The sequence below is a fragment of the Sphingobacterium sp. SGR-19 genome (genome assembly GCF_011043555.1).
In the GTDB taxonomy this organism is placed as follows: domain Bacteria; phylum Bacteroidota; class Bacteroidia; order Sphingobacteriales; family Sphingobacteriaceae; genus Sphingobacterium.
Map to the genome: position 1 here is coordinate 186,834 of NZ_JAAKGS010000003.1, position 19,477 is coordinate 206,310.

Annotated in this window: 24 protein-coding genes and 1 riboswitch; of the genes, 8 read left to right on the plus strand and 16 right to left on the minus strand. The window is 41.4% G+C overall.

Annotated features, from left to right (window positions below):
• Position 1 precedes the first annotated feature (1 nt).
• The 4 genes from G5B43_RS08295 to G5B43_RS08310 all read right to left on the minus strand — a co-directional run bounded on the left by G5B43_RS08295 (position 2) and on the right by G5B43_RS08310 (position 4,545).
• Positions 2 to 1,129 (minus strand): aldo/keto reductase, encoded by a 1,128-nt coding sequence (locus G5B43_RS08295; protein ID WP_206367287.1) that lies wholly within the window; start codon positions 1,127 to 1,129, stop codon positions 2 to 4.
• 104 nt (positions 1,130 to 1,233) lie between these two features.
• Complete coding sequence (locus tag G5B43_RS08300; RefSeq protein WP_165294274.1) at positions 1,234 to 2,295, minus strand: acyl-CoA dehydrogenase; 1,062 nt, start codon at positions 2,293 to 2,295, stop codon at positions 1,234 to 1,236.
• Positions 2,296 to 2,302: 7 nt separating this feature from the next.
• Positions 2,303 to 2,914, minus strand: a complete 612-nt coding sequence (gene pnuC, locus G5B43_RS08305; RefSeq protein WP_165294275.1) for a nicotinamide riboside transporter PnuC — start codon at positions 2,912 to 2,914, stop codon at positions 2,303 to 2,305.
• Positions 2,905 to 3,043: riboswitch (TPP riboswitch) on the minus strand. It overlaps the preceding gene by 10 nt.
• An 8-nt stretch (positions 3,044 to 3,051) precedes the next feature.
• Positions 3,052 to 4,545 carry a malate:quinone oxidoreductase gene (locus G5B43_RS08310; protein ID WP_165294276.1) on the minus strand — a complete coding sequence of 498 codons (1,494 nt, stop codon included), beginning with the start codon at positions 4,543 to 4,545 and terminating at the stop codon, positions 3,052 to 3,054.
• Between the two features lie 202 nt (positions 4,546 to 4,747).
• Here G5B43_RS08310 and fabG point away from each other — a divergent pair, with 202 nt between their 5' ends.
• The 5 genes from fabG to G5B43_RS08335 all read left to right on the plus strand — a co-directional run bounded on the left by fabG (position 4,748) and on the right by G5B43_RS08335 (position 9,678).
• The gene (gene fabG / locus G5B43_RS08315) at positions 4,748 to 5,491 is read left to right on the plus strand and encodes a 3-oxoacyl-[acyl-carrier-protein] reductase (RefSeq protein ID WP_165294277.1); all 744 of its coding nucleotides are present in this window, start codon (positions 4,748 to 4,750) and stop codon (positions 5,489 to 5,491) included.
• A 107-nt stretch (positions 5,492 to 5,598) separates the two neighbouring features.
• Positions 5,599 to 6,726, plus strand: coding sequence for an NEW3 domain-containing protein (locus tag G5B43_RS08320; protein ID WP_165294278.1), 1,128 nt, complete (start codon positions 5,599 to 5,601; stop codon positions 6,724 to 6,726).
• On the plus strand, positions 6,713 to 7,684 hold the full coding sequence (locus G5B43_RS08325) for an ABC transporter ATP-binding protein (RefSeq protein WP_240904805.1): 972 nt from the start codon (positions 6,713 to 6,715) through the stop codon (positions 7,682 to 7,684). The genes G5B43_RS08320 and G5B43_RS08325 overlap by 14 nt, the downstream gene beginning before the upstream one ends.
• Positions 7,623 to 8,639, plus strand: a complete 1,017-nt coding sequence (locus G5B43_RS08330) for an ABC transporter permease (protein WP_165294279.1) — start codon at positions 7,623 to 7,625, stop codon at positions 8,637 to 8,639. The genes G5B43_RS08325 and G5B43_RS08330 overlap by 62 nt, the downstream gene beginning before the upstream one ends.
• 64 nt (positions 8,640 to 8,703) lie before the next feature.
• Positions 8,704 to 9,678 carry an acyl transferase gene (locus tag G5B43_RS08335; RefSeq protein WP_165294280.1) on the plus strand — a complete coding sequence of 325 codons (975 nt, stop codon included), beginning with the start codon at positions 8,704 to 8,706 and terminating at the stop codon, positions 9,676 to 9,678.
• A gap of 6 nt (positions 9,679 to 9,684) precedes the next feature.
• Here the strand turns inward: G5B43_RS08335 and G5B43_RS08340 are convergent, their stop codons facing one another.
• Positions 9,685 to 10,542 carry a neutral zinc metallopeptidase gene (locus G5B43_RS08340; RefSeq protein ID WP_165294281.1) on the minus strand — a complete coding sequence of 286 codons (858 nt, stop codon included), beginning with the start codon at positions 10,540 to 10,542 and terminating at the stop codon, positions 9,685 to 9,687.
• A gap of 92 nt (positions 10,543 to 10,634) precedes the next feature.
• Between G5B43_RS08340 and G5B43_RS08345 the strand changes: the two genes are divergently transcribed.
• Positions 10,635 to 11,213 (plus strand): PhnA domain-containing protein, encoded by a 579-nt coding sequence (locus G5B43_RS08345; protein ID WP_165294282.1) that lies wholly within the window; start codon positions 10,635 to 10,637, stop codon positions 11,211 to 11,213.
• 32 nt (positions 11,214 to 11,245) lie between these two features.
• Here the strand turns inward: G5B43_RS08345 and G5B43_RS08350 are convergent, their stop codons facing one another.
• The 4 genes from G5B43_RS08350 to G5B43_RS08365 are packed head-to-tail and all read right to left on the minus strand — an operon-like array spanning position 11,246 to position 12,911.
• On the minus strand, positions 11,246 to 11,500 hold the full coding sequence (locus tag G5B43_RS08350; RefSeq protein WP_165294283.1) for a hypothetical protein: 255 nt from the start codon (positions 11,498 to 11,500) through the stop codon (positions 11,246 to 11,248).
• Positions 11,501 to 11,536: 36 nt separating this feature from the next.
• A complete protein-coding gene (locus G5B43_RS08355) occupies positions 11,537 to 12,427 on the minus strand; it encodes an SDR family oxidoreductase (RefSeq protein ID WP_165294284.1) in 891 nt (296 codons plus the stop codon).
• Between the two features lie 36 nt (positions 12,428 to 12,463).
• On the minus strand, positions 12,464 to 12,670 hold the full coding sequence (locus G5B43_RS08360; RefSeq protein ID WP_165294285.1) for a hypothetical protein: 207 nt from the start codon (positions 12,668 to 12,670) through the stop codon (positions 12,464 to 12,466).
• Between the two features lie 55 nt (positions 12,671 to 12,725).
• A complete protein-coding gene (locus G5B43_RS08365) occupies positions 12,726 to 12,911 on the minus strand; it encodes a hypothetical protein (RefSeq protein ID WP_165294102.1) in 186 nt (61 codons plus the stop codon).
• A gap of 240 nt (positions 12,912 to 13,151) precedes the next feature.
• Here G5B43_RS08365 and G5B43_RS08370 point away from each other — a divergent pair, with 240 nt between their 5' ends.
• Complete coding sequence (locus G5B43_RS08370) at positions 13,152 to 13,400, plus strand: Rho termination factor N-terminal domain-containing protein (protein WP_165294286.1); 249 nt, start codon at positions 13,152 to 13,154, stop codon at positions 13,398 to 13,400.
• 10 nt (positions 13,401 to 13,410) lie between these two features.
• Positions 13,411 to 14,454, plus strand: a complete 1,044-nt coding sequence (locus G5B43_RS08375; protein WP_165294287.1) for a DNA topoisomerase IB — start codon at positions 13,411 to 13,413, stop codon at positions 14,452 to 14,454.
• A 78-nt stretch (positions 14,455 to 14,532) separates the two neighbouring features.
• Here the strand turns inward: G5B43_RS08375 and G5B43_RS08380 are convergent, their stop codons facing one another.
• The 7 genes from G5B43_RS08380 to G5B43_RS08410 all read right to left on the minus strand — a co-directional run bounded on the left by G5B43_RS08380 (position 14,533) and on the right by G5B43_RS08410 (position 19,373).
• Positions 14,533 to 15,006, minus strand: coding sequence for a hypothetical protein (locus G5B43_RS08380; RefSeq protein ID WP_165294288.1), 474 nt, complete (start codon positions 15,004 to 15,006; stop codon positions 14,533 to 14,535).
• Between the two features lie 12 nt (positions 15,007 to 15,018).
• Positions 15,019 to 16,170: a zinc-dependent alcohol dehydrogenase gene (locus G5B43_RS08385; RefSeq protein ID WP_165294289.1), complete on the minus strand. Its 1,152-nt coding sequence runs from the start codon at positions 16,168 to 16,170 to the stop codon at positions 15,019 to 15,021.
• Between the two features lie 101 nt (positions 16,171 to 16,271).
• Positions 16,272 to 16,793, minus strand: a complete 522-nt coding sequence (locus G5B43_RS08390; RefSeq protein ID WP_206367288.1) for a ferritin-like domain-containing protein — start codon at positions 16,791 to 16,793, stop codon at positions 16,272 to 16,274.
• A gap of 237 nt (positions 16,794 to 17,030) precedes the next feature.
• Positions 17,031 to 17,219 (minus strand): CsbD family protein, encoded by a 189-nt coding sequence (locus tag G5B43_RS08395; protein WP_165294290.1) that lies wholly within the window; start codon positions 17,217 to 17,219, stop codon positions 17,031 to 17,033.
• 85 nt (positions 17,220 to 17,304) lie between these two features.
• Positions 17,305 to 17,859: a CinA family protein gene (locus G5B43_RS08400; RefSeq protein WP_165294291.1), complete on the minus strand. Its 555-nt coding sequence runs from the start codon at positions 17,857 to 17,859 to the stop codon at positions 17,305 to 17,307.
• A gap of 16 nt (positions 17,860 to 17,875) precedes the next feature.
• Positions 17,876 to 18,535, minus strand: coding sequence for a response regulator (locus G5B43_RS08405; protein ID WP_165294292.1), 660 nt, complete (start codon positions 18,533 to 18,535; stop codon positions 17,876 to 17,878).
• Positions 18,536 to 18,680: 145 nt separating this feature from the next.
• Complete coding sequence (locus G5B43_RS08410) at positions 18,681 to 19,373, minus strand: DUF421 domain-containing protein (RefSeq protein ID WP_165294293.1); 693 nt, start codon at positions 19,371 to 19,373, stop codon at positions 18,681 to 18,683.
• Positions 19,374 to 19,477 lie beyond the last annotated feature (104 nt).

The window sequence follows — 19,477 nt, forward strand, 5'->3', positions numbered from 1 at the left end:
CCTATTTCGGTACAGGCGCATTTTCTTCAATCAATTTCTCCTGCTTCAACTCTTCCCAAAAAGCGGCAGGTATCTTTTCTTTAAAAGATGCCGCATTTTCTTCTGCTTGCTGAATCGTATGTGCCCCCGGAATAACGGCAGAGACCACCTCTGGAGCGGCGGCAAACTGTAATGCTGCTGTACGTAAATCTACCCGATGACTATCTGATACGCGTTGCAAAGCAGCAAGCTTTTCTTTTACCCCAGCCGGAAAATCACCGCCATATAGGTAACGATCTTTACCGGCTAGAAATCCCGCACACAGCGGAGCGCCTACTACAATTGAAATATCGCGCTCTGCGGCTTTCGGAAATACTTGGTTTAAATCATCTCGATGATGAATAAGAGAATATTGGCAAGCTGAAAGAAAGATATCGGGATCGGCAACTTCGATTGTTTTCAAAATAGGCTCAATCGTATTGACTCCCAATCCCCAGCCTTTAATTAGTCCTTCTTCCCGCATCTTTGTCAGTTCTGGCATTGCGCCTTGGGCGGCTATGTCAAAATATTTTAACCAATCATCTTTCATATCGCCATTGTCGGGAGACAGATCATGGATAAAGACAATATCCAAAGAGCCGATACCTAAGCGTTGCAGGCTATCTTCCACACTTCTGCGGACACCTTCCGCGGTATAGTCATATTCATAGGAAAAATTCAATTGACCTTTCCAGTTCTCTTCCAATTTAAAGTCATCATGCGGATGAAGGATTCGTCCGATTTTGGTTGAAATGACGTAGTCTTCCCGTTGTTGATCCTTTAAGAACAAACCCATTCTGCGTTCACTTATACCTAAACCATACCACGGCGACGTGTCGAAATAACGAACGCCTGCGTTCCAAGCCGCTTCTACGGATTGCAAACATGCAATATCGGGGTTGACATTAAAGCCGTTTCCCAATGCTACGCCACCAAATCCCACTTTATTCTTCGGTCTAAATCGCCTATGTGTTGCTGAATTCTGAAATTGTTCCATTGTCTTATTATTACTGTTATCCGATAAATCTGTTACAAATGCAGGTAGTGCCACGGAAGCTGCCATTCCTGCCGTTGCCAAACCTGTATGCTTTAAAAATGTCCGTCTTTGCATCCTATCGTCTTTTCGTTACCAAACTTCTTCACACCGCATCGTGATTAAAGAACAAACACGGGAAAAGGTTGTTTTGATAATTTCTACACGCTAGATCACAAAGACTAAATATTCAGTAAAGCATGTTGTGAAGCCGTAAAAATATGACGAAAAACAATATTCAGTTCGTTATCACGCTGTGCACCGGCAATACCCGTGTAAGGGAACAATTCCACTGTTTCTGTTCGAATAGTGCGCACCAGCTCCCGGCTTAGTGTAGCGATTTCCGCCAAATATTCGTCTTTGGGGGCTATCTTATTCCAAGTTGCATCTATGAGCTCATAAAGACGCGCACGTTTCTCCTCAAAAGCGCCTCTTACCCCATCAATTTTTTTAAATAATGTTTTTCCTTTCTCCGCAGCCCATTCCGGGCTGGACGATTTAACAATAAGCTGTTTTTCGAACAGGTCAAGAAAGCGCCGGAACATACCGATATAATTAACGGCTAATGTGCATTCCGCAAAAGTCATAAACGGATAATAAAAAACTGGCTCGTCGCTTGTGCGCCTTTCGGGGCGTAGATCAAATGCACGTTCTTTCGGAACGTTCAATTTGTCGATAGAGAAACTATGGCTTGCCGTACATTCTAATCCAAAAGTATCCCAGTCGTAATGTATAAGTACATCCTCCCGGTCTACAAAGAAAGAATGATAGATCGGATTTCCATCGACATCGGAGACCGGCTCTCCCTCCTCGTATACCCAAGCGTTTAAGGTAAAATGCGTTAAATGTGGAGCGCCCGTAGCATATTTCCATGCTCCACTGATGATAAAGCTGTCTCCCTTTTTATCTGCTCTTCCAGACGGCTTACCACTTCCGCCCCAGCAAACCTTATTTTTTTTAAAAACTATTTCTGCGAGTGCAGGATCAATAAATCCGGCAAACATATTGGCACCGGCACAGAGGGTTACCGTCCAGCCAAAACCACCATCAATGTATGCCAATTCCTCCAACAGTTGGCAGCCCACTTCCAACTCCGCATTTAGGCCTCCATACATGTCAGGCACCCATAAATTAAACCAATTTTGCTGATATATTAATGCCAACAATTCGGGCGTCAATGTCTTTCGCTCGATGCTGGCCAGCACGTTATCTCTAATAGTGTATCGGATGTCGGTATGGAGCATGATGATATTAAAATTGAGTGGACATTATTTTCTTCCATTTGATATAGCCGGATATAGCGACGATAAACAGGAATACGGTTAAACAGGCAAAAAGATATAATTCTTTGTGAAACAACAAAGGTATAGCGACGAAGTTACTAATATTCAACAATATCCAGTTTTCGATTTTACGTTTGGCAAGCAGCCACATCCCCGCCCAAGCAGTACTGGAGACAAAGGCATCCATTATCGGCACATCAGAATCGGTAAAGTATGTCAAAAAAACAAACAATAGAAAATAGCCACCTACAACAATGCCGGCGACAACTGACCAATCCTGTCTACTACACCGGGTGATATACGCCTGTTGCTGACTTTGGTTTCGAAATTTCCAATACCATAAACCATAGATACTCATGATCAGATAATACGCGTGCAGTAAGATTTCAGCGTAGAGCTTCGCATTATATAGTACGGAAATGGTCAGGCAAATGCCTATGATACCAAAGAAATAATTGGATATTTTATTTTTACGGGATAGCAGCACCTGCACGATGCCAAAGAGCACAGCTAATCGCTCCAACCAGGAGGTTTGAAGAAATCCGTTTTGTATTTGCTCGATAAATTCAGATATATGCATATTCTATCATTCCTACGCCAGCATTACCTGGATCAGGTTCCTCCCGCTATACGACGGGATTGGGTATATTCTCAGCCTTGTTAAGTCAAGCGATTCACGAATCACTCGAAAGCACCCCCATAAAGTATGTTTTTAGCTTACGCTAATTGCAAAGCTTCCTTTGAACGATGTCTAACCTCTTCGCACAAGGCAGGGTCATCATTTAAGCTCTTACCCCACGATGGGATCAATTCACGAAGCTTTTTGCGATATTCATCCGATTTGGCTCTTTCCGGGAAACAACGTTTCAACAGATTGATCATGATAGGCACAGACGTAGATGCTCCCGGAGACGCGCCCAATAAAGCTGCTATGGAACCGTCGGCGCTTGATACCACTTCCGTACCAAATTCTAAGATACCGCCATGTTTCGGATCTTTTTTAATCACCTGCACACGTTGCCCCGCCACCTCAACTTTCCAATCGTCTAATTTTGCGGTTGGCATAAATTGTTTCAAGGAATCTAATTTATCTGAAGGACTTTTCATAACCTCTGTAATTAGATATTTTGTTAAATCCAAATTATGCAGACCAGCAGAAATCATCGGTTTAATATTCGACAGCTTAATCGATGCCGGAAGATCAAAATAAGAACCTTTCTTTAAGAACTTCGTCGAAAAACCTGCATACGGACCAAACAGGAGCGCTTGTTCACCATCTATATAACGGGTATCCAAATGAGGAACCGACATTGGAGGCGCACCTACCGATGCCTTTCCGTATACTTTAGCATGATGGTTTTCAATAATTTCTTTGTTTGTACAACGCAACCATTGTCCGCCTACCGGAAATCCACCATATCCTTTTGCTTCGGGGATACCGGATTTCTCTAAGAGAAGTAAAGAACGCCCTCCTGCACCGATAAACACAAACCTTGCCTTTATCTTACGCTTTTCGCCTGTATTTAAATCTTTGGTTTCCACCTCCCAACGTCCATCATCTTCACGATCAATATCGCGTACTTCCTGATTGAGCGACAGCTTAATATTATCTTTCGTCTGTAAGTGGCGAATCAAATCGCGCGTCAACGAACCGAAATTCACGTCGGTTCCTATCTCCATACGTGTAGCTGCCATCACTTCATCTTCCGGACGGCCATCCATCATGAGTGGTATCCACTCTTGCAAGACTGCCTTATCTTCGGTATATACCATGCCTTTGAACAGGTTTTCTTTTTCCATCGCAGCATAGCGGGTGCGCAGAAACTGAACGTCCTTTTCGCCAAACACGGCGCTCATGTGGGGTACTTGACGGATAAACTCCGTTGGATTTTTTAAAATCCCCTTTTCCACCAAATAAGCCCAAAATTGCTTAGAGATTTCAAACTGTTCTGCAATATTAATTGCTTTATCTATTTTAACACTACCATCGGGTTGTTCTGGCGTATAATTTAATTCGCATAAAGCAGAATGCCCTGTACCGGCATTATTCCAGGCATCTGAACTTTCGGCGGCGACAACGTCCAGCCGCTCGATGATTTCGATATTGATGTCAGGACTTAGCTCATTGATTAAAGTTCCCAACGTAGCGCTCATAATACCTGCACCAATCAATACGACATCGACTTCAGATTTTTTAGCTTTTTTACCCATAGTTTCAAAATTGCGTACAAAATTAACATTCAAATTGGTTATAACCGAATGAAAGTGTCAAAATTCTTTCATTATTGTTGTTATTTTTTTAATGGGGACGTTGTACTGAAAATGAAAAGTACGCTTTTATAAAAAATTGTGATATTTTAGGATATTTAACATCTTTGTTGGATATTGGATGTTTAAAAAGAAAAACAAACGGATGAAATTATTAGAAGGCAAAACAGCTCTAGTTACAGGAGCATCAAAAGGTATCGGCAGGAAAATTGCCGAAGTTTTTGCTCAGCATGGAGCGAACGTTGCGTTTACCTATTTATCTTCTGTAGAAAAGGGAGAAGCATTAGAAAAGGAATTACAGGCTTTTGGTGCACGTGTAAAAGGTTTCCGTTCCGATGCATCAAAATTTGACGAGGCAGAAAAACTAATAGAAGATATCGTTGCTGAATTTGGGACAATCGATGTCGTCGTCAACAACGCGGGGATTACAAAAGACGGCCTGTTGATGCGCATGACGGAAGAAAATTGGGATGATGTCATGAACGTCAACCTAAAATCCATTTTCAATGTGACCAAAGCAGCTTCGAAAATTATGATGAAAAACCGTAAAGGTTCGTTTATCAATATGAGTTCGGTTGTGGGCGTACAGGGTAATGCCGGACAAGCGAATTATGCTGCTTCTAAAGCAGGGATTATTGGTTTCTCTAAATCTGTAGCAAAAGAATTGGGTTCCCGCAATATCCGTACGAATGTAATCGCTCCTGGATTTATCCGCACGGAGATGACAGACGTACTTGATCCGAAAGTCGTCGCCGGATGGGAAGCAAATATTCCATTGAAACGTGCCGGAGAAGCAGAAGACGTGGCCAATGCCTGTCTATTCCTAGCATCTGATCTATCCTCTTATATCAACGGACAGGTTATTCCGGTAGATGGTGGTATGTTATAGGTGTGCAGAATGTAAAAAAATGTTAAAGCCCTTGACAGGAATGTCGAGGGCTTTTTAATTTTATGCCAATAATTAATAAAACCAACTCTTTTTAAAATTTTTGCTTTATGCTAAAAAGTCGAATAATCTATTTATTGGGCATGATTTTGGCATCAAACGTTGCCTTTGCTCAAAATTTGCAGTTGTACACGACCTATCCGAAGATTTCGGTGTCACCAGGAGAGGTCATTGATTACAATGTGGAACTGATCAACAACAGTTCGGTTACACGAAACGGAAGAATCAGCTTGCAGAATCTCCCAAAAAATTGGGATTATGAAATGAAGTCGGGGAATTATAGTGCGGAAGAAATCTCCGTTTTACCCAAAGAACGTAAATCCCTTAACCTCAAAGTGATCGTACCCTCTAAAATAGAGAAGGGGCAGTACCGATTCCAGCTGGTCGCGCAAGGCGAATCATCTTTACCCCTAACCGTTGATGTCACCACTGATGGGAAATCATCGTCAGAATTCAACAGTCCGCAAACCAATATGGAGGGCTCGGCAAAATCAACCTTTACGTTCAACGCCTCCTTGTTAAATCGTTCTTCAGAAGCACAGGTATATCGCTTGGGCGCCAATCTTCAACCTGGGTGGGGCGCAACGTTTAAGGTAGATGGAAAGCAAGTTTCATCTGTTAATATAGAAGGAAATCAACGGAAGGATATCTTAGTTGAAATCCTTCCTCCGGAAAGTGTCAAAAAGGGGAAATACACGATCCCGCTATTTGCCCAAAGTCCGCTAAATCAATCCGATCTTTCTTTGGAAGTCGTGATTACGGGTTCCTATGGATTACAGCTCACCACACCCGAGGGATTATTGAGTACAACCGCCACGGCCAACCGAGATAAATCGATTCAATTTTTGGTTAAAAACACCGGTAGCTCGGACTTGAGCCAAATCAATCTCAATGCTTCTGCCCCTTCACAGTGGGAAGCCCACTTCGAGCCCAGCCGGATCAGCACGCTCAAAGCTGGCGAGAGCCAAACCGTTACAGCCATCATTAAACCCGCTAAAAAGGCTATTGCAGGGGACTATCAAATTACATTAGATGCAAAAAATAACGAAACGAGCGATAGTGTTAAATTTCGCGTGACCGTCGAAACTTCTCTATTATGGGGTTGGGTGGGAATTTTGATTATAGCCATCGCTGTTGCACTTGTTTATTTTTTGATCCGCAAATATGGAAGGAGATAAAATGGACAACCCTATTATTCGCGTACGGCAATTGACGAAAATGTATGGGGATTTCACCGCTGTAGATCAGCTGGATCTTGACATTGCAACTGGCGAGATTTTCGGTCTGTTGGGACCAAACGGCGCTGGAAAATCGACAACCATTTTGATGCTTCTTGGTTTAAGCGAACCGACGTCGGGCGAAATAGAAGTTTGTGGCACCGATCCCGTCCGGTCACCCATCGCCGTCAAGCGTTTGGTAGGATATCTACCCGACAACATCGGCTTTTATGAGAGTTGGTCTGCGCTCGAAAATCTGATATTGACAGCACAATTGAACGGGGTTTCTTACACGGAAGCGAAAGGTCGTTCCCTTTCTTTACTGGAAAAAGTAGGCCTGCAGGATGTGGCCGAAAAAAAAGTAGGTAAATTTTCGAGAGGGATGCGGCAACGACTTGGCTTAGCAGACAGTTTGATCAAAGAACCCAAAGTTTTGATCTTGGATGAACCCACATTGGGATTGGACCCGATGGGTGTCAAAGATTTCACGTCACTTATATTACGTCTGAGCCGGGAGGAAAAACTAACTGTCATCCTATCCAGTCACCAGCTCTATCAAGTACAGCAAATCTGTGATCGGGTGGGTTTGTTTATTAAAGGCAAGTTGGTCGCCGATGGCCCTATTCAAGGTTTGGCATCACGTCTATTCCAAGACAAGCCTCGTCATATTCAACTCAAAGTGCACCAAACAGATACGCAGCGAACCCACCGTATCTTGGAAGAGATGCAAAATATGAAGTCAATCGAACAAAAAGACGATCTTTTTCTCATCGATGCAGATGAAATTATCGTACACCATGTGGCAAAAAAGCTGGTGGAGCACGATATTCATATAATACAGCTGCAACAACGCACGTATGGTATCGAAGATATTTATGCTCATTATTTTGAAGGAGGATCTACCGATGACGCTAAATAAAAATAATAACCTATATGCTTTCTCCATTTTAGTGAAGAAAGAAATTGCCGATCATATCCGTAGCTGGAAATTCATTATCCTGTTGGCTATCATTCTGTTGACATGTATAGCCTCTTTATACACAGCTTTACAGGCATTGAAAAATACCGCACCAGTACCGAACGATCCTGACGCGGCATTTTTCTTCCTTAAGATTTTTACCACATCCGATGGCACGATGCCTTCATTTCACCTATTCGTTGGCTTTTTAGGTCCGTTGCTCGGCATTTGTTTGGGGTTTGATGCTGTCAACTCCGAATTTAACGGACGTATGTTGGGCCGTATCCTGTCCCAGCCTATCCACCGGGATTATTTCCTCAATGCTAAATTCATTGGCGCACTAACTGTGATAGGCGTTTTATTTACGTCCCTTATTCTCCTAACCATCGGAGCCGCGACTTTATTGGTAGGTTTTCCGCCAACCTTTATGGAATGCAACAGGCTTTTCCTGTTCACGCTGTTAACCATCGTGTATGTTGCTTTTTGGCTCAATTTATCCATCCTGTTTTCGGTTCGTTTTAGGCATACGGCGACGTCTGCTTTGGTAGCCATTGCCATTTGGTTATTCTTCACGGTATTCTACCCTATTATTATCAATATCGTAGCAAAAGCCGTACAACCGAACCCGTACGCTTCGGACGCAGAAATCATGCAATACCAACATTTTATGCTGACACTCATGCGCTTTGCTCCGAGCCAGCTCTATAGTGATGGAACGAATATGTTACTCATGCCGTCCATCAGAAGTCTAGGGCCTTTACACATGGAGCAATTGCAGGGAGCAATACCGTCACCTTTGCCTATTTGGGAAAGTATCAAAGTAGCCTGGTCACAGATGGTGGCATTGATCGCCTGTACTATTGTGTGTTTTGCGGCTTCTTATTATTTTTTTATGCGTAAGGAAATCCGTTGCTAAAGAAAGGGGGATAGATTTCCCCCTTTTAATTTACATTCCTATATTTGTTTTTAACAATATAAGCATGCAAGAACGTATTTTTTCGATCGACAGCGAGGAGAAATTTAATGAGGTTTGTTTAGAGGTATACCATTATCAAAAGGTCAAGTGTCCCGTTTATGGAAAATACGTAGACTTATTAGGCAAAGCGAAAACCGATATCAATCATTATACACAGATTCCTTTTTTACCGATCGATTTTTTTAAAACCCAACAGATACTTGCTGAAGGGCATCAAGCGGAAATTACTTTTACCAGTTCGGGCACGACCGGTATGGTTACGAGCCAGCACCAGGTAGCGGACCTTTCATGGTACGAAAAGAGCTTTCGCTCTTGCTTTCAACGGTTTTACGGCGAGGTTGAAAATATCGCAGTGTTGGCACTCCTTCCCTCCTATCTGGAACGTTCGGGTTCTTCGTTAATCTATATGGTTGATGATCTGATCGAAGGAAGCCAGCATCCGTCATCGGGCTATTTCTTATATAACCACGAAGATTTATGCAGCACGCTCCTTGAACTGAAAAAAAGCGGCACGAAAACGCTGTTAATTGGCGTGACATATGCGCTGCTGGATTTCTGCGAACAGTACCAAGTTGATTTTTCCAATCTTATGGTTATGGAAACGGGCGGTATGAAAGGTAAACGGAAAGAAATGATCCGGGAAGAGCTTCACCGGATCCTAACTAAAGGTTTTGGTGTAGAAAAGATACACTCGGAGTATGGTATGACGGAACTGCTCTCACAGGGGTATTCGTTTGGAGACGGAATTTTCCGGACGCCTCCCTGGATGCAAGTTTTAATGCGTGACACCAATGATCCATTAACTCTTATTGAACACGGAAAAACAGGCGCTATCAATGTTATTGATCTAGCCAATTATTATTCCTGTTCGTTTATTGCTACTCAAGATCTGGGAAAACTACACGAAGAAGGTAGTTTCGAAATTTTGGGTCGCTTCGACAATAGTGATATCCGGGGATGCAATTTATTGGTGCAGTGATTAAAATCACTGTAAACTCGGATCACTAAATGTATTTCCTGCATTGATGTCTCCCGTATCATAACCTTTTTTAAACCAATAAGCACGTTGTTCAGAAGTGCCGTGGGTAAACGATTCGGGATTACTGTGTCCATGTGCCTGCTCCTGTAAATGGTCATCACCTACCGCAGCTGCAGCACGCATACCATCGACAATATCGTCATAGGTCAGTTCGATATCGGAGTAATTTTTGACATGATGGGCCCAGACACCGGCATAAAAATCCGCCTGTAATTCGGTCATGACCGATACTTTATTGTATTCACGCTCGCTCATTTTTGCACGCATAGCATTGGTTTGCTGCAGTACACCCAGTACATTTTGTATATGATGTCCCACCTCATGGGCAATAACATAAGCTAAAGCGAATTCACCCTTTGCCCCAAACTTTTTTGACAACTCTTCGTTAAAGCTAAGATCCAGATAGATCTTTTGGTCACCTGGGCAGTAAAATGGTCCAAAGGCCGATTGTCCTACACCACATCCTGCGGTTTCTATCGCACCATTATATACAGTTAATTTGGTGACCGGATACTCCGATCCATTGGTTGCAAAAATGTTTTTCCAGACGTCCTCTGTGCTTCCCAAAACGATATCAGCAAAATCTATCAATCGATCTTCCTCAGGTGTTGACCGGTATTCGCCCTGTTCCGTCGGAGCGGTTTGCTGCATCTGGTTCAGTAACTGCTCCGGATCTCCGCCCAATAAAAAGCCGATAATCAGGACGATAACGCCACCAATCCCACCTAATGTTAGCTTCTGCCCTCCGCTCATTCCTCGTTTGTCTTCGATATTGCCGCTTCTACGGCCGCCTTGCCACTTCATAATTTTATCTGTTTATATTCCAATACTACAAAATATTTGCCAAGAATGTATATCCATATTTTTTCGTATTTTCGCAGTTCAACCCGGTTATTATGTCTTTAGAACAACAATTGATAGAAAGAAGCAACAATATATGTGAATTGTGTAATAATACAACAACGTTATCCTTATATACAGTTCCTCCTTTCGATCAGCAAACAATAGACAATGTTATTTATGTATGCAACACCTGTCTGGATCAAATCGAGAAAAGAGAACAATTGGATGCCGAACATTGGAAAGTACTTTCCGAAACGATGTGGTCAGCGTACCCTGCTGTGCAGATAGTAGCATGGCGTATGTTAAGCAGACTACGGCATGAAGGCTGGGCGTCCGATAACCTTGATATTTTGTATCTCGATGATGAAAATTTAGAATGGGCGAAAAAAACAGGTGACCATGAACAGGAAGGAACTGTACAATTTCATATAGATAGCAACGGTACCCGCCTCTATGAGGGAGATACCGTGGTGCTTGTTAAAACATTGGATGTAAAAGGATCTTCTCTTTCTGCGAAGTTAGGTACTGTCGTCAAAAACATCCGTCTAGTACCAGACAACCCTGAACAAATCGAGGGTAAAATAGAAGGACAGACAATTGTTATTTTGACTAAGTACCTGCGGAAAGGATAATAAGTGCCGATTTTTTTAAAGTTTGAGATTAATTAATAAATCAGCGTATCCATCTTGTTCTTTTCCACTGAATCTGTTGTTCCTGTTCCTATTCCGGCCGAATCCTGCATTTCGTGCAGCATTTCATCAGGTTCGTTGAGGTTGTAGCGGGATCTATCCATCTCGCTTACTGGCCCGGGAGAAACGGTATCTGTATCCACATCAGAAGAATTGCTATTTCCGCCCGAGCAAGAAAAAAACAGTGCAGTGGCCATTAAAGCTATGATATATTTTATTTTATTCATCATGACTTGTTTTTTTGTTTAAAAAAATATCCCGTGTTATCAGATCGTTGCTCTTCCTCCAGTTGCGGGGATAGTAGCCCCGGATACATAAGAAGCCGCATCTGATGCCAAGAAAATATATACTGGAGCTATCTCGGCGGGTTGTCCGGGCCGCCCCATGGGTGTATCCTCTCCAAAATTCTCATGGTCGGGAATTGTACTTGGAATTAATGGTGTCCATACCGGTCCCGGAGCCACGGCGTTTACCCGAATCCCTGATCCATCTTGCAAAAACATTTGTGCTAAACTGGACGTAAAATTTTGGATTGCCCCTTTGGTAGCGGCATAAGGCAACAGACTGGGGTTCGGATTATAGGCATTGACGGATGTGGTGTTAATGATAGACGAGCCTGGAGGCATGTGTTTCTTTGCATATTTTACAAAATAGAACATCGCACTCATATTTACCTGAAAGGTCTTATTCCATTCCTCTTCAGAAATATCCTCTACACTATCATAACTCATTTGATAAGCGGCGTTATTGACCAAGATGTCAATTTTCCCAAACTTTGCTACTGTTTCATTCACAATCCGTTTGCATAGTAATTCGTTTCGGATATTTCCTTTAAAGAGTAACGCAGTACGTCCTGAACGCTCCACCCAATCGCGCGTATCAAATGCATCTTCATCTTCGATATCATCTTTATACGAAATCACAACATCCGCTCCCTCCCGCGCCATTGCTATAGCAACAGCTTTGCCAATCCCTGAATCTCCTCCTGTGATAACAGCTACCTTGCCTATTAATGTGTCACATCCGATATAGCTTTCTTCACCGTGATCTGGTCGGGGCTGCATAGCCGACGTTACTCCCGGTGGATCTTGGCTTTGCTTGGGGAAAGGAGGTTTAGGATACAAATCCTTAGGATTACCTTTTTTATATGTATTCATATATCAATATATTAGATAATTATTATTTTAATAATATTACTCATTTAACGGAGGTGTTGGCATCATCTGTTCAACAGTATCCAAACTATCACGTTCGAGTGAGTCAATTGGTACGATACCTTCATCTAAGGGCATATCCTGCCCAATCGGAGTATCCTGTATGTTCTCTCTTTGATTACTACCGCAAGCGTATAAAAAACCCGCGGCTGCAACCAATTGTGTATATAAAATAAGCTTCTTCATCTGTATAAATGTTTATGTTTTATAGTATTGTATTCTCTATTCGAATAAAAACAGACTAATAGAGAAATACAAAGTAAATAATGGCGAGGATAACGACAGCAATTATGATCGTCCATTGAATTGTTCGAGCTGCTGGCTTATCATCAGGTTCCTCTTTTGCAACTTCCGGTACCTCTTTACGTGGTACACCGTGCATGGATTCGTCCTTTTCCATATCATTTTGTTCTCTGTTATCTTCCATAACTTTATTTTTTAGTTTAAACCTTCTTACAAGTCTTACACTCGTTGACATAAAAACAAACAGTTTAACATTTAGGTTTGAAAAGTGCCAGATAACAAGTATTTATACGTAAAAAAATCAATACGCAACCTAACAAACCAGTATTTTAATCAAATTAAACCGTATAAAAACCTAAAACATATTCAGGTTTACTGCGGTTCACTCTAAAAAGATTTTTAGAGAGAACTAAATTTTAATATCATGGCAAAAGATCACGGAAAGAATATCAAAGATGATAAGAAGTATGAAGCATTACGTGACAAAGGAATGAGCAAAGAAAAAGCCGCACGTATATCCAATACTCCCAATGCTAGTAAAAAGGGTGGAAAAGCAGACCCATTGGACGACCGCACAAAGGAAGAACTACTGCAGGAAGCAAAAAAGATTGGCATTACAGGCCGTCACAAAATGAGTAAGTCGGAACTTCTTAATGCAATCCGGAACCATTGATAGAGCTGCAATGGACATAAAACAGGAGGCTCTATTGGAATTGGAGGAATCCGGTCTTCGCTATTCTTCTCCCCAAGAGAAAGGATATAGTCGAAAAGCTAAGGGGGATTCTTTTATATACTTGGATAAACAAGGCCGTCAGATTACCAACGAACAAATATTATCCCGTATCCGTTCATTGGTATTACCGCCTGCTTGGCGAGAGGTTTGGATCTGTGCTTCTCCTAATGGGCATTTACAGGCTACCGGACTCGATATCAACAACCGGAAGCAATACAAATATCATCCAAAATGGTTATCCTTACGAAGTGAAAAAAAATTTGCTGATCTTTTCACATTTGGGAATAAACTCCCCGTTTTAAAAAAAAGGGTATTGCAAGATTTGAGAAAAAGGAAATTATCCCGTGAAAAAGTTTGTGCACTGGCAATTGCCATTATGGGTAAAACTTCTTTTCGAACAGGGAATAGATACTATGAAAAAAATTATGGTTCCTATGGACTGACGACGTTACGGAATAAACATATCAAACAGATTTCCAGCAATAAAATATTCTTTAAATTCGTTGGCAAAAAAGGTGTTGTGCAACAATGTTACTTACGTGAAAAAGCTTTGGTAAAAACCTTAACAAAAGTTAAAGATATCCCCGGGCAGGTGCTTTTTCAATATTATGATGAGGAAGGAAATGTAAAACCACTCGACTCAGGAACCATTAACGCTTATCTGAAAGAAACAATGCGAACAGAAGTGAGCTGCAAAACATTCCGAACTTGGAACGGCTGCTTATTGGCGTTGTCTTACATGACAACATTACCTCTTCCTAGTACGATCACGGAGAGAAAAAAGAACTTGGTAAATATTATTGATTACGTTGCACATGAACTGGGCAATACGAGAACGGTTACGCGTAATTATTATATCCACCCTGAAATTCTCTCTGCCTATGAAAGTACGGCATTAGATAAATGGATAAAGACAATCCAAAACAAACAGAAGTTCAGCGACAAAATGATACAAAATCAGCTGATGAAATTGTTAAAACAAACGAGTGGTTGACATATATGTTGTTCCAACCACTCGTAAACTAAGATTCATCATTTCCTTTTGGATTCGATCCTGCAATTATTTAAATAATTAACGTTTAATCATTTTGAACACTACGATACCCACTGCAGCACCGATTAAAGCATTGCGTAACAAACTTTTTTTCTCATATTGCCAACGCGCCTTCCACCCTTTTTCGGCAAAGATGTTGGGGAATCTACCTTTTTTTATATCCTCTACAACACCTTCCAATTCATTAATCCGGTCAGCAACTAAAAGAGGTAGCCAATGCCGATAACGAGATTCACTATGTCGAAAGGCATACCTTCGAAGGGTGCCGCTTATGAATTGAGGAGGGAGAGTCTCTCCGACTACCGCTGGCAAATCAGGCCGCTCGTTAGAATATAATACTTCTACGTCTACTTGTTGTTTTTCGGGTCGCTCCCAGTCAACGTCACTTTTTTCGACTCCCTCATCTTTCATCGGATATGTAGGTTCATTAAGAGGATTTGCATCGATTCCCCAACCTATAATATGTTTATATTTTTCTTTTAGCTCTTCCATAATCCTATGGTTTTAGTGAACAGGATGCGGAACCAAAACAGGTTTGATACACTCATCTAGCTTAGCAGAGAATACATGGTAAGCCTCCGCAACATCTTCTAAAGCGAATCGATGGGTTATAATATCTCGCGGTCGGAGTATGCCGTTTTGTACATAATCTATCAATTTCGGTAACAGACGTTTAACAGAGGTTTGGCCAGCTCTTATTGTAATGCCCTTGTTGACAACATTGCCAATAGGCACGAGATTGTCTGTCGGTCCATACACCCCTACAATAGACACAATCCCTCCCTTTTTAACTGAATTAATGGCCCAATGAAGTGCTGTGGCGGATCCAGCCTGCAACATCAGCTTTTTTCCGGTAATAGTCTGCATCGCATTTCCGCAAGCGTCAGAGCCGACGGCATCAATACAGACATCTGCTCCTAAGAAGTCCGTAATCCGTTTTACGAACAACACTGGATCATCCATAGATTTGAAGTTATAAGCTTCACAAGACGCGTATCTCCTAGCAAACTCTAAGCGATATTCCAAATGGTCAATGACAATAACCCTTCCGGCGCCGAAAAGCCATGCACAACGCGCCGCCATAATACCGACAGGACCGGCGCCAAACACAACTACAGTATCTCCTATTTTAATACCGCCCATTTCTGCCGCCTGATAGCCTGTTGGTAAAACGTCCGTTAACATTAATGCGTCCTCTTCGTCAAGTCCATCGGGAATCACCGTTGGGCCTACATCTGCGTAAGGTACACGAACGTATTCTGCCTGTCCGCCATCAAATCCTCCGGCGATATGTGAATAACCAAATACACCACCTATCGCTGTAGACATGGCATTTGATTCATGACAACAGGAATAAAGACCTTGTTTACAAAAAACACATTGACCGCAGGCGATATTAAATGGAACCAACACCCGGTCGCCTACCTTGAGGTTACGGAGGGACGAACCCACTTCCCGTACCACACCTATAAATTCATGGCCAAAAGTGGTACCTATCCGTGTGTCGGGAACCATTCCATGGTAAAGGTGGAGGTCAGATCCGCAGATACACGCTCTCGTTACCTGAAGGATGGCATCTTGAGGATGCTGTATTTCGGGCATTGGTTTGTTCTCCGCCCTCACCCGAAACGGCCCTCGATAATTCATTGCTAGCATCGCATTATTTTTTAAATTTTCATTTCGTTATTGACGCTGTTTAATTAGTGCTTTTGTCGTATGGAATAAAAAAAGCCAGTGTTTACTGGCTTTCTTATGATCTAAGCGGTCTCTCCCACATTAGCTTCTTCCATCGCTATTTTCGTCAATAATTCATCTGTTTCCTTTTCCTCCGCTAAGGTCTGCCCAAGCAAATCTTTAATCTCGGTATGCCCCATCAATTTAGCATAAGTAACAACACATCCATAACTCGCGATTTCGTAGTGTTCTACCTTTTGCGCTGCGGCAATCAATGCAGCGTCTACTACCTCTGGGCTGTCTTCAAACTCTTCAATGATCTCCTCAGCTTCTTTTAGTAGACCTTCCATAGCTTTACATTTTTTGCCACGACCGTTGAGACCTAGATTGGAAAACGCTGATTTTAGACGCTCTATATGATTTTCCGTCTGTTCGTAGTGTTCTTCAAATGCTTTCTTAAGCGTGGGGCTGTTAGCCGCGTTAGCTAGTTTTTTTAACCCTTTCAACAGCTGACGTTCAGCGCCCAAAATGTCCTTCATTTCATCTACCATTAATTCGTGTAAATGTGCATTTGGCATATTGCCTTTTTCATTCATCTGTGCCATAACCTATTTTATGTTTGTTTGTAAATAGAACATCTTATTTGCCTTATTAGTTCGAAGTTTTTTCCAATTTAAGTAGTAATACCTAATCACTACAGTAGAAAGAAATAAGCAAACCGTATAAAGCGTAATCCATTCATTTTAAATAGTAAAATATACAAAAAAATAGGCTGCCTTAAAAAGGCAGCCTATTTTTCATCCAACATACTTGTCAGTTTAATTACAAACAGGATTTATAGTTTAATCCAGACTATTCAACCAATCTTCTACTTCTTCTTTAGTCTTTCCTGTTTTCTTTTGTAATCTCCCCAACAATTCGTCTTCCTTACCTTCAGCATATAACAAGTCGTCGTCTGTTAAATCCGCATATTGCTGTTTAACTTTTCCTTTTACTTCGTTCCAACGACCTTTCCATGTTAATTTATTCATTGTTTCCTCCTTTTAATGTATTGTCTACTTAAAGAACCAACAGATTCCGTTTTTGTTCTACATTTTTTAAAAAAATAACTTTTTCCTATCCAATTTTTGCTATGTCATTTGTTTGTTTTTTCTCTACCATAGTTATCATGGGGAGCCAATTAATCAAGTCCGTAAATATACTATTACAGGTCTGAATAAGTATGGCACCGGAGTTTCCGGAAAATTGCTTTTTATAGATTCGTTTTTCCTTTTTATACCGAAAGGCATAATAAACCGTGCCTATTTCCCTTTTTTGTTTTGGGTTGTTGGTTTTAAAGGCCAATCCTGTTACACTGATCAACACATCGGCTTTGGGAATAGATTCCCCCGTTAACCCATCTAACATACGTAAGGTTACTACTGCGGATTCTGCACAATATTTTTCGATTTTACTTTTTGGAACAGAAAGCAGTTGGGTTTTGCATTGATCATCATAACAGACCAACGAACCTAAAAAATAATCACCACTGTGAAATTCCAGCGACCATAGCGAACTTAGATATCCTGCGGTCATACTCTCGGCACACAACAATTTTAAGCCATGGGCTTTGAGAAATTCTCCACAAGCCGCTAGAGCTCCTTCATCTATTTGCATAACAGGCTTTATCATTGTATTTTCCATAAACCTATTTCAGTAACCCATTTTGGATAGCAAATTTGATTAACGCAGGTGTATTTTTTGATTTTGTTTTATCAATTAAGCTTTGTCTATGTCCCTCCACAGTCCGTTTGCTTAAAAACAATTTCTTAGATATTTCTAGATTAGTAAGTCCTTCTCCAAGCAGCTCCAACACCTCCATTTCCCGCGAGGACAGTGACAACTCCGACGGATCTATTTTACAAGATCGGGTCTCTTCTTTATTAATGAGTTTATCCACTAGTTTCATCGTAAGCTCTTCACACAGATAACGTCCGCCTTTGGCCACGTGATTTATACAAAAAAGCATTTCATCTGCTGTCACATTTTTAACGAGATACGCCCTGGCTCCATATTGAAAACATTGTGCAACATATTGTTCTTCATCCAACATGGTTAATACAATAACACGTATCGCTATGTTTTTTTGGTTAAATTCTTTAATCAACTGTAATCCATCGACGTTATCCATGGTTAAATCCGTAATTAAAATATCCGCTTCCACCCCAGCTCCCACCAAATCCAATATTTCCTTGCCACTGCCTACATCTGCTACGACTTCAAAATTATCCTGAGCGTCCAAAAGCAGCTTGATGCCGTTTCTGACTACTAGATGATCTTCCGCTAATAATATTTTTGTCTTTTCCATTTTAACTTCGATCCTTTACTTCCTTTTTGTTTCTCATGTTCAACAATTAAATCCATTGAATAGTTTATTTATTTATCCAGTTACGCTAAAAAATCGCTTAGTATAAATCCTTCAAATCTTCTCAGCTACTATTTTCAACCTATCGCTACACTATCCGTCGTGTGTTCAGCGCCTTAGCCCACTTACCATGTCTACAACGCGGACACGTAGAATTCTTCAATATGTGATCGCGCTGCTGTATACAACCACAATTCATACAAGCCAGTACGCTATCAGAAGCAGATAAATCAGCTTCCTTGTAAACATCGGGGAACAACGGTAAACCAAACTTCACTTCTTCATCAGTATAAAATAGTACACTGATGGTACCATCTGTTTCCAATACGGCCGTTCTTACCTGGCCCAGATGCTCGACAGACTGATTACGCAACTCCGCAAAAAATTCTACGGTAGAAAAATCATTGTCTTTCTCATTTTTTACACTGAACACCCCGTTTTCGACCACAGTCATCTCTTTGCCCTCTAGGATTCGGTGGATGGAAAGTGATTTAGACGCTATCCACGTTAATGTTTTGTATATCGTCATAACGACGGCAAAGACGACTAAAGCGTGAAAAACAGGTATATCCTCTTGGAACATCGGGTCGCCGGCAGCAGAGCCTAACCCCAGTATAATTGCCACTTCAAACAATGTAAGCTGACGTACTCCTCTCTTTCCTGATAGGCGGAGTACCAATAAAATCATCAAAAACATGATGGCGGTACGCAAAATTATTTCTGTAATAAAATGCCACTCAATGCTTTCTATTAGTAAGTTTTTGATATCAACATCAAACATATTTTTCAATCATTATATGAATAGTACAAGGCAAAGACAAAATAGTTTGCATTAAAAAAGGAGCTGCTTAAAATGCAACTCCTTTTTGCTATACTGACAACACA

What these genes read in the sequence shown, in the direction of transcription:
- G5B43_RS08340 (WP_165294281.1), bottom strand. Translation starts at nt 10,542, where the DNA reads ATGAAGTGGCAAGGCGGCCGTAGAAGCGGCAATATCGAAGACAAACGA.
- G5B43_RS08380 (WP_165294288.1), bottom strand. Translation starts at nt 15,006, where the DNA reads ATGGAAGAGCTAAAAGAAAAATATAAACATATTATAGGTTGGGGAATC.
- G5B43_RS08375 (WP_165294287.1), top strand. Translation starts at nt 13,411, where the DNA reads ATGGACATAAAACAGGAGGCTCTATTGGAATTGGAGGAATCCGGTCTT.
- G5B43_RS08370 (WP_165294286.1), top strand. Translation starts at nt 13,152, where the DNA reads ATGGCAAAAGATCACGGAAAGAATATCAAAGATGATAAGAAGTATGAA.
- fabG (WP_165294277.1), top strand. Translation starts at nt 4,748, where the DNA reads ATGAAATTATTAGAAGGCAAAACAGCTCTAGTTACAGGAGCATCAAAA.
- G5B43_RS08295 (WP_206367287.1), bottom strand. Translation starts at nt 1,129, where the DNA reads ATGCAAAGACGGACATTTTTAAAGCATACAGGTTTGGCAACGGCAGGA.
- G5B43_RS08350 (WP_165294283.1), bottom strand. Translation starts at nt 11,500, where the DNA reads ATGATGAATAAAATAAAATATATCATAGCTTTAATGGCCACTGCACTG.
- G5B43_RS08355 (WP_165294284.1), bottom strand. Translation starts at nt 12,427, where the DNA reads ATGAATACATATAAAAAAGGTAATCCTAAGGATTTGTATCCTAAACCT.
- G5B43_RS08345 (WP_165294282.1), top strand. Translation starts at nt 10,635, where the DNA reads ATGTCTTTAGAACAACAATTGATAGAAAGAAGCAACAATATATGTGAA.
- G5B43_RS08395 (WP_165294290.1), bottom strand. Translation starts at nt 17,219, where the DNA reads ATGAATAAATTAACATGGAAAGGTCGTTGGAACGAAGTAAAAGGAAAA.
- G5B43_RS08405 (WP_165294292.1), bottom strand. Translation starts at nt 18,535, where the DNA reads ATGGAAAAGACAAAAATATTATTAGCGGAAGATCATCTAGTAGTCAGA.
- G5B43_RS08360 (WP_165294285.1), bottom strand. Translation starts at nt 12,670, where the DNA reads ATGAAGAAGCTTATTTTATATACACAATTGGTTGCAGCCGCGGGTTTT.
- G5B43_RS08330 (WP_165294279.1), top strand. Translation starts at nt 7,623, where the DNA reads ATGGTATCGAAGATATTTATGCTCATTATTTTGAAGGAGGATCTACCG.
- G5B43_RS08365 (WP_165294102.1), bottom strand. Translation starts at nt 12,911, where the DNA reads ATGGAAGATAACAGAGAACAAAATGATATGGAAAAGGACGAATCCATG.
- G5B43_RS08335 (WP_165294280.1), top strand. Translation starts at nt 8,704, where the DNA reads ATGCAAGAACGTATTTTTTCGATCGACAGCGAGGAGAAATTTAATGAG.
- G5B43_RS08400 (WP_165294291.1), bottom strand. Translation starts at nt 17,859, where the DNA reads ATGATAAAGCCTGTTATGCAAATAGATGAAGGAGCTCTAGCGGCTTGT.
- G5B43_RS08300 (WP_165294274.1), bottom strand. Translation starts at nt 2,295, where the DNA reads ATGCTCCATACCGACATCCGATACACTATTAGAGATAACGTGCTGGCC.
- G5B43_RS08320 (WP_165294278.1), top strand. Translation starts at nt 5,599, where the DNA reads ATGCTAAAAAGTCGAATAATCTATTTATTGGGCATGATTTTGGCATCA.
- G5B43_RS08385 (WP_165294289.1), bottom strand. Translation starts at nt 16,170, where the DNA reads ATGCTAGCAATGAATTATCGAGGGCCGTTTCGGGTGAGGGCGGAGAAC.
- G5B43_RS08390 (WP_206367288.1), bottom strand. Translation starts at nt 16,793, where the DNA reads ATGGCACAGATGAATGAAAAAGGCAATATGCCAAATGCACATTTACAC.
- G5B43_RS08310 (WP_165294276.1), bottom strand. Translation starts at nt 4,545, where the DNA reads ATGGGTAAAAAAGCTAAAAAATCTGAAGTCGATGTCGTATTGATTGGT.
- G5B43_RS08410 (WP_165294293.1), bottom strand. Translation starts at nt 19,373, where the DNA reads ATGTTTGATGTTGATATCAAAAACTTACTAATAGAAAGCATTGAGTGG.
- pnuC (WP_165294275.1), bottom strand. Translation starts at nt 2,914, where the DNA reads ATGCATATATCTGAATTTATCGAGCAAATACAAAACGGATTTCTTCAA.
- G5B43_RS08325 (WP_240904805.1), top strand. Translation starts at nt 6,713, where the DNA reads ATGGAAGGAGATAAAATGGACAACCCTATTATTCGCGTACGGCAATTG.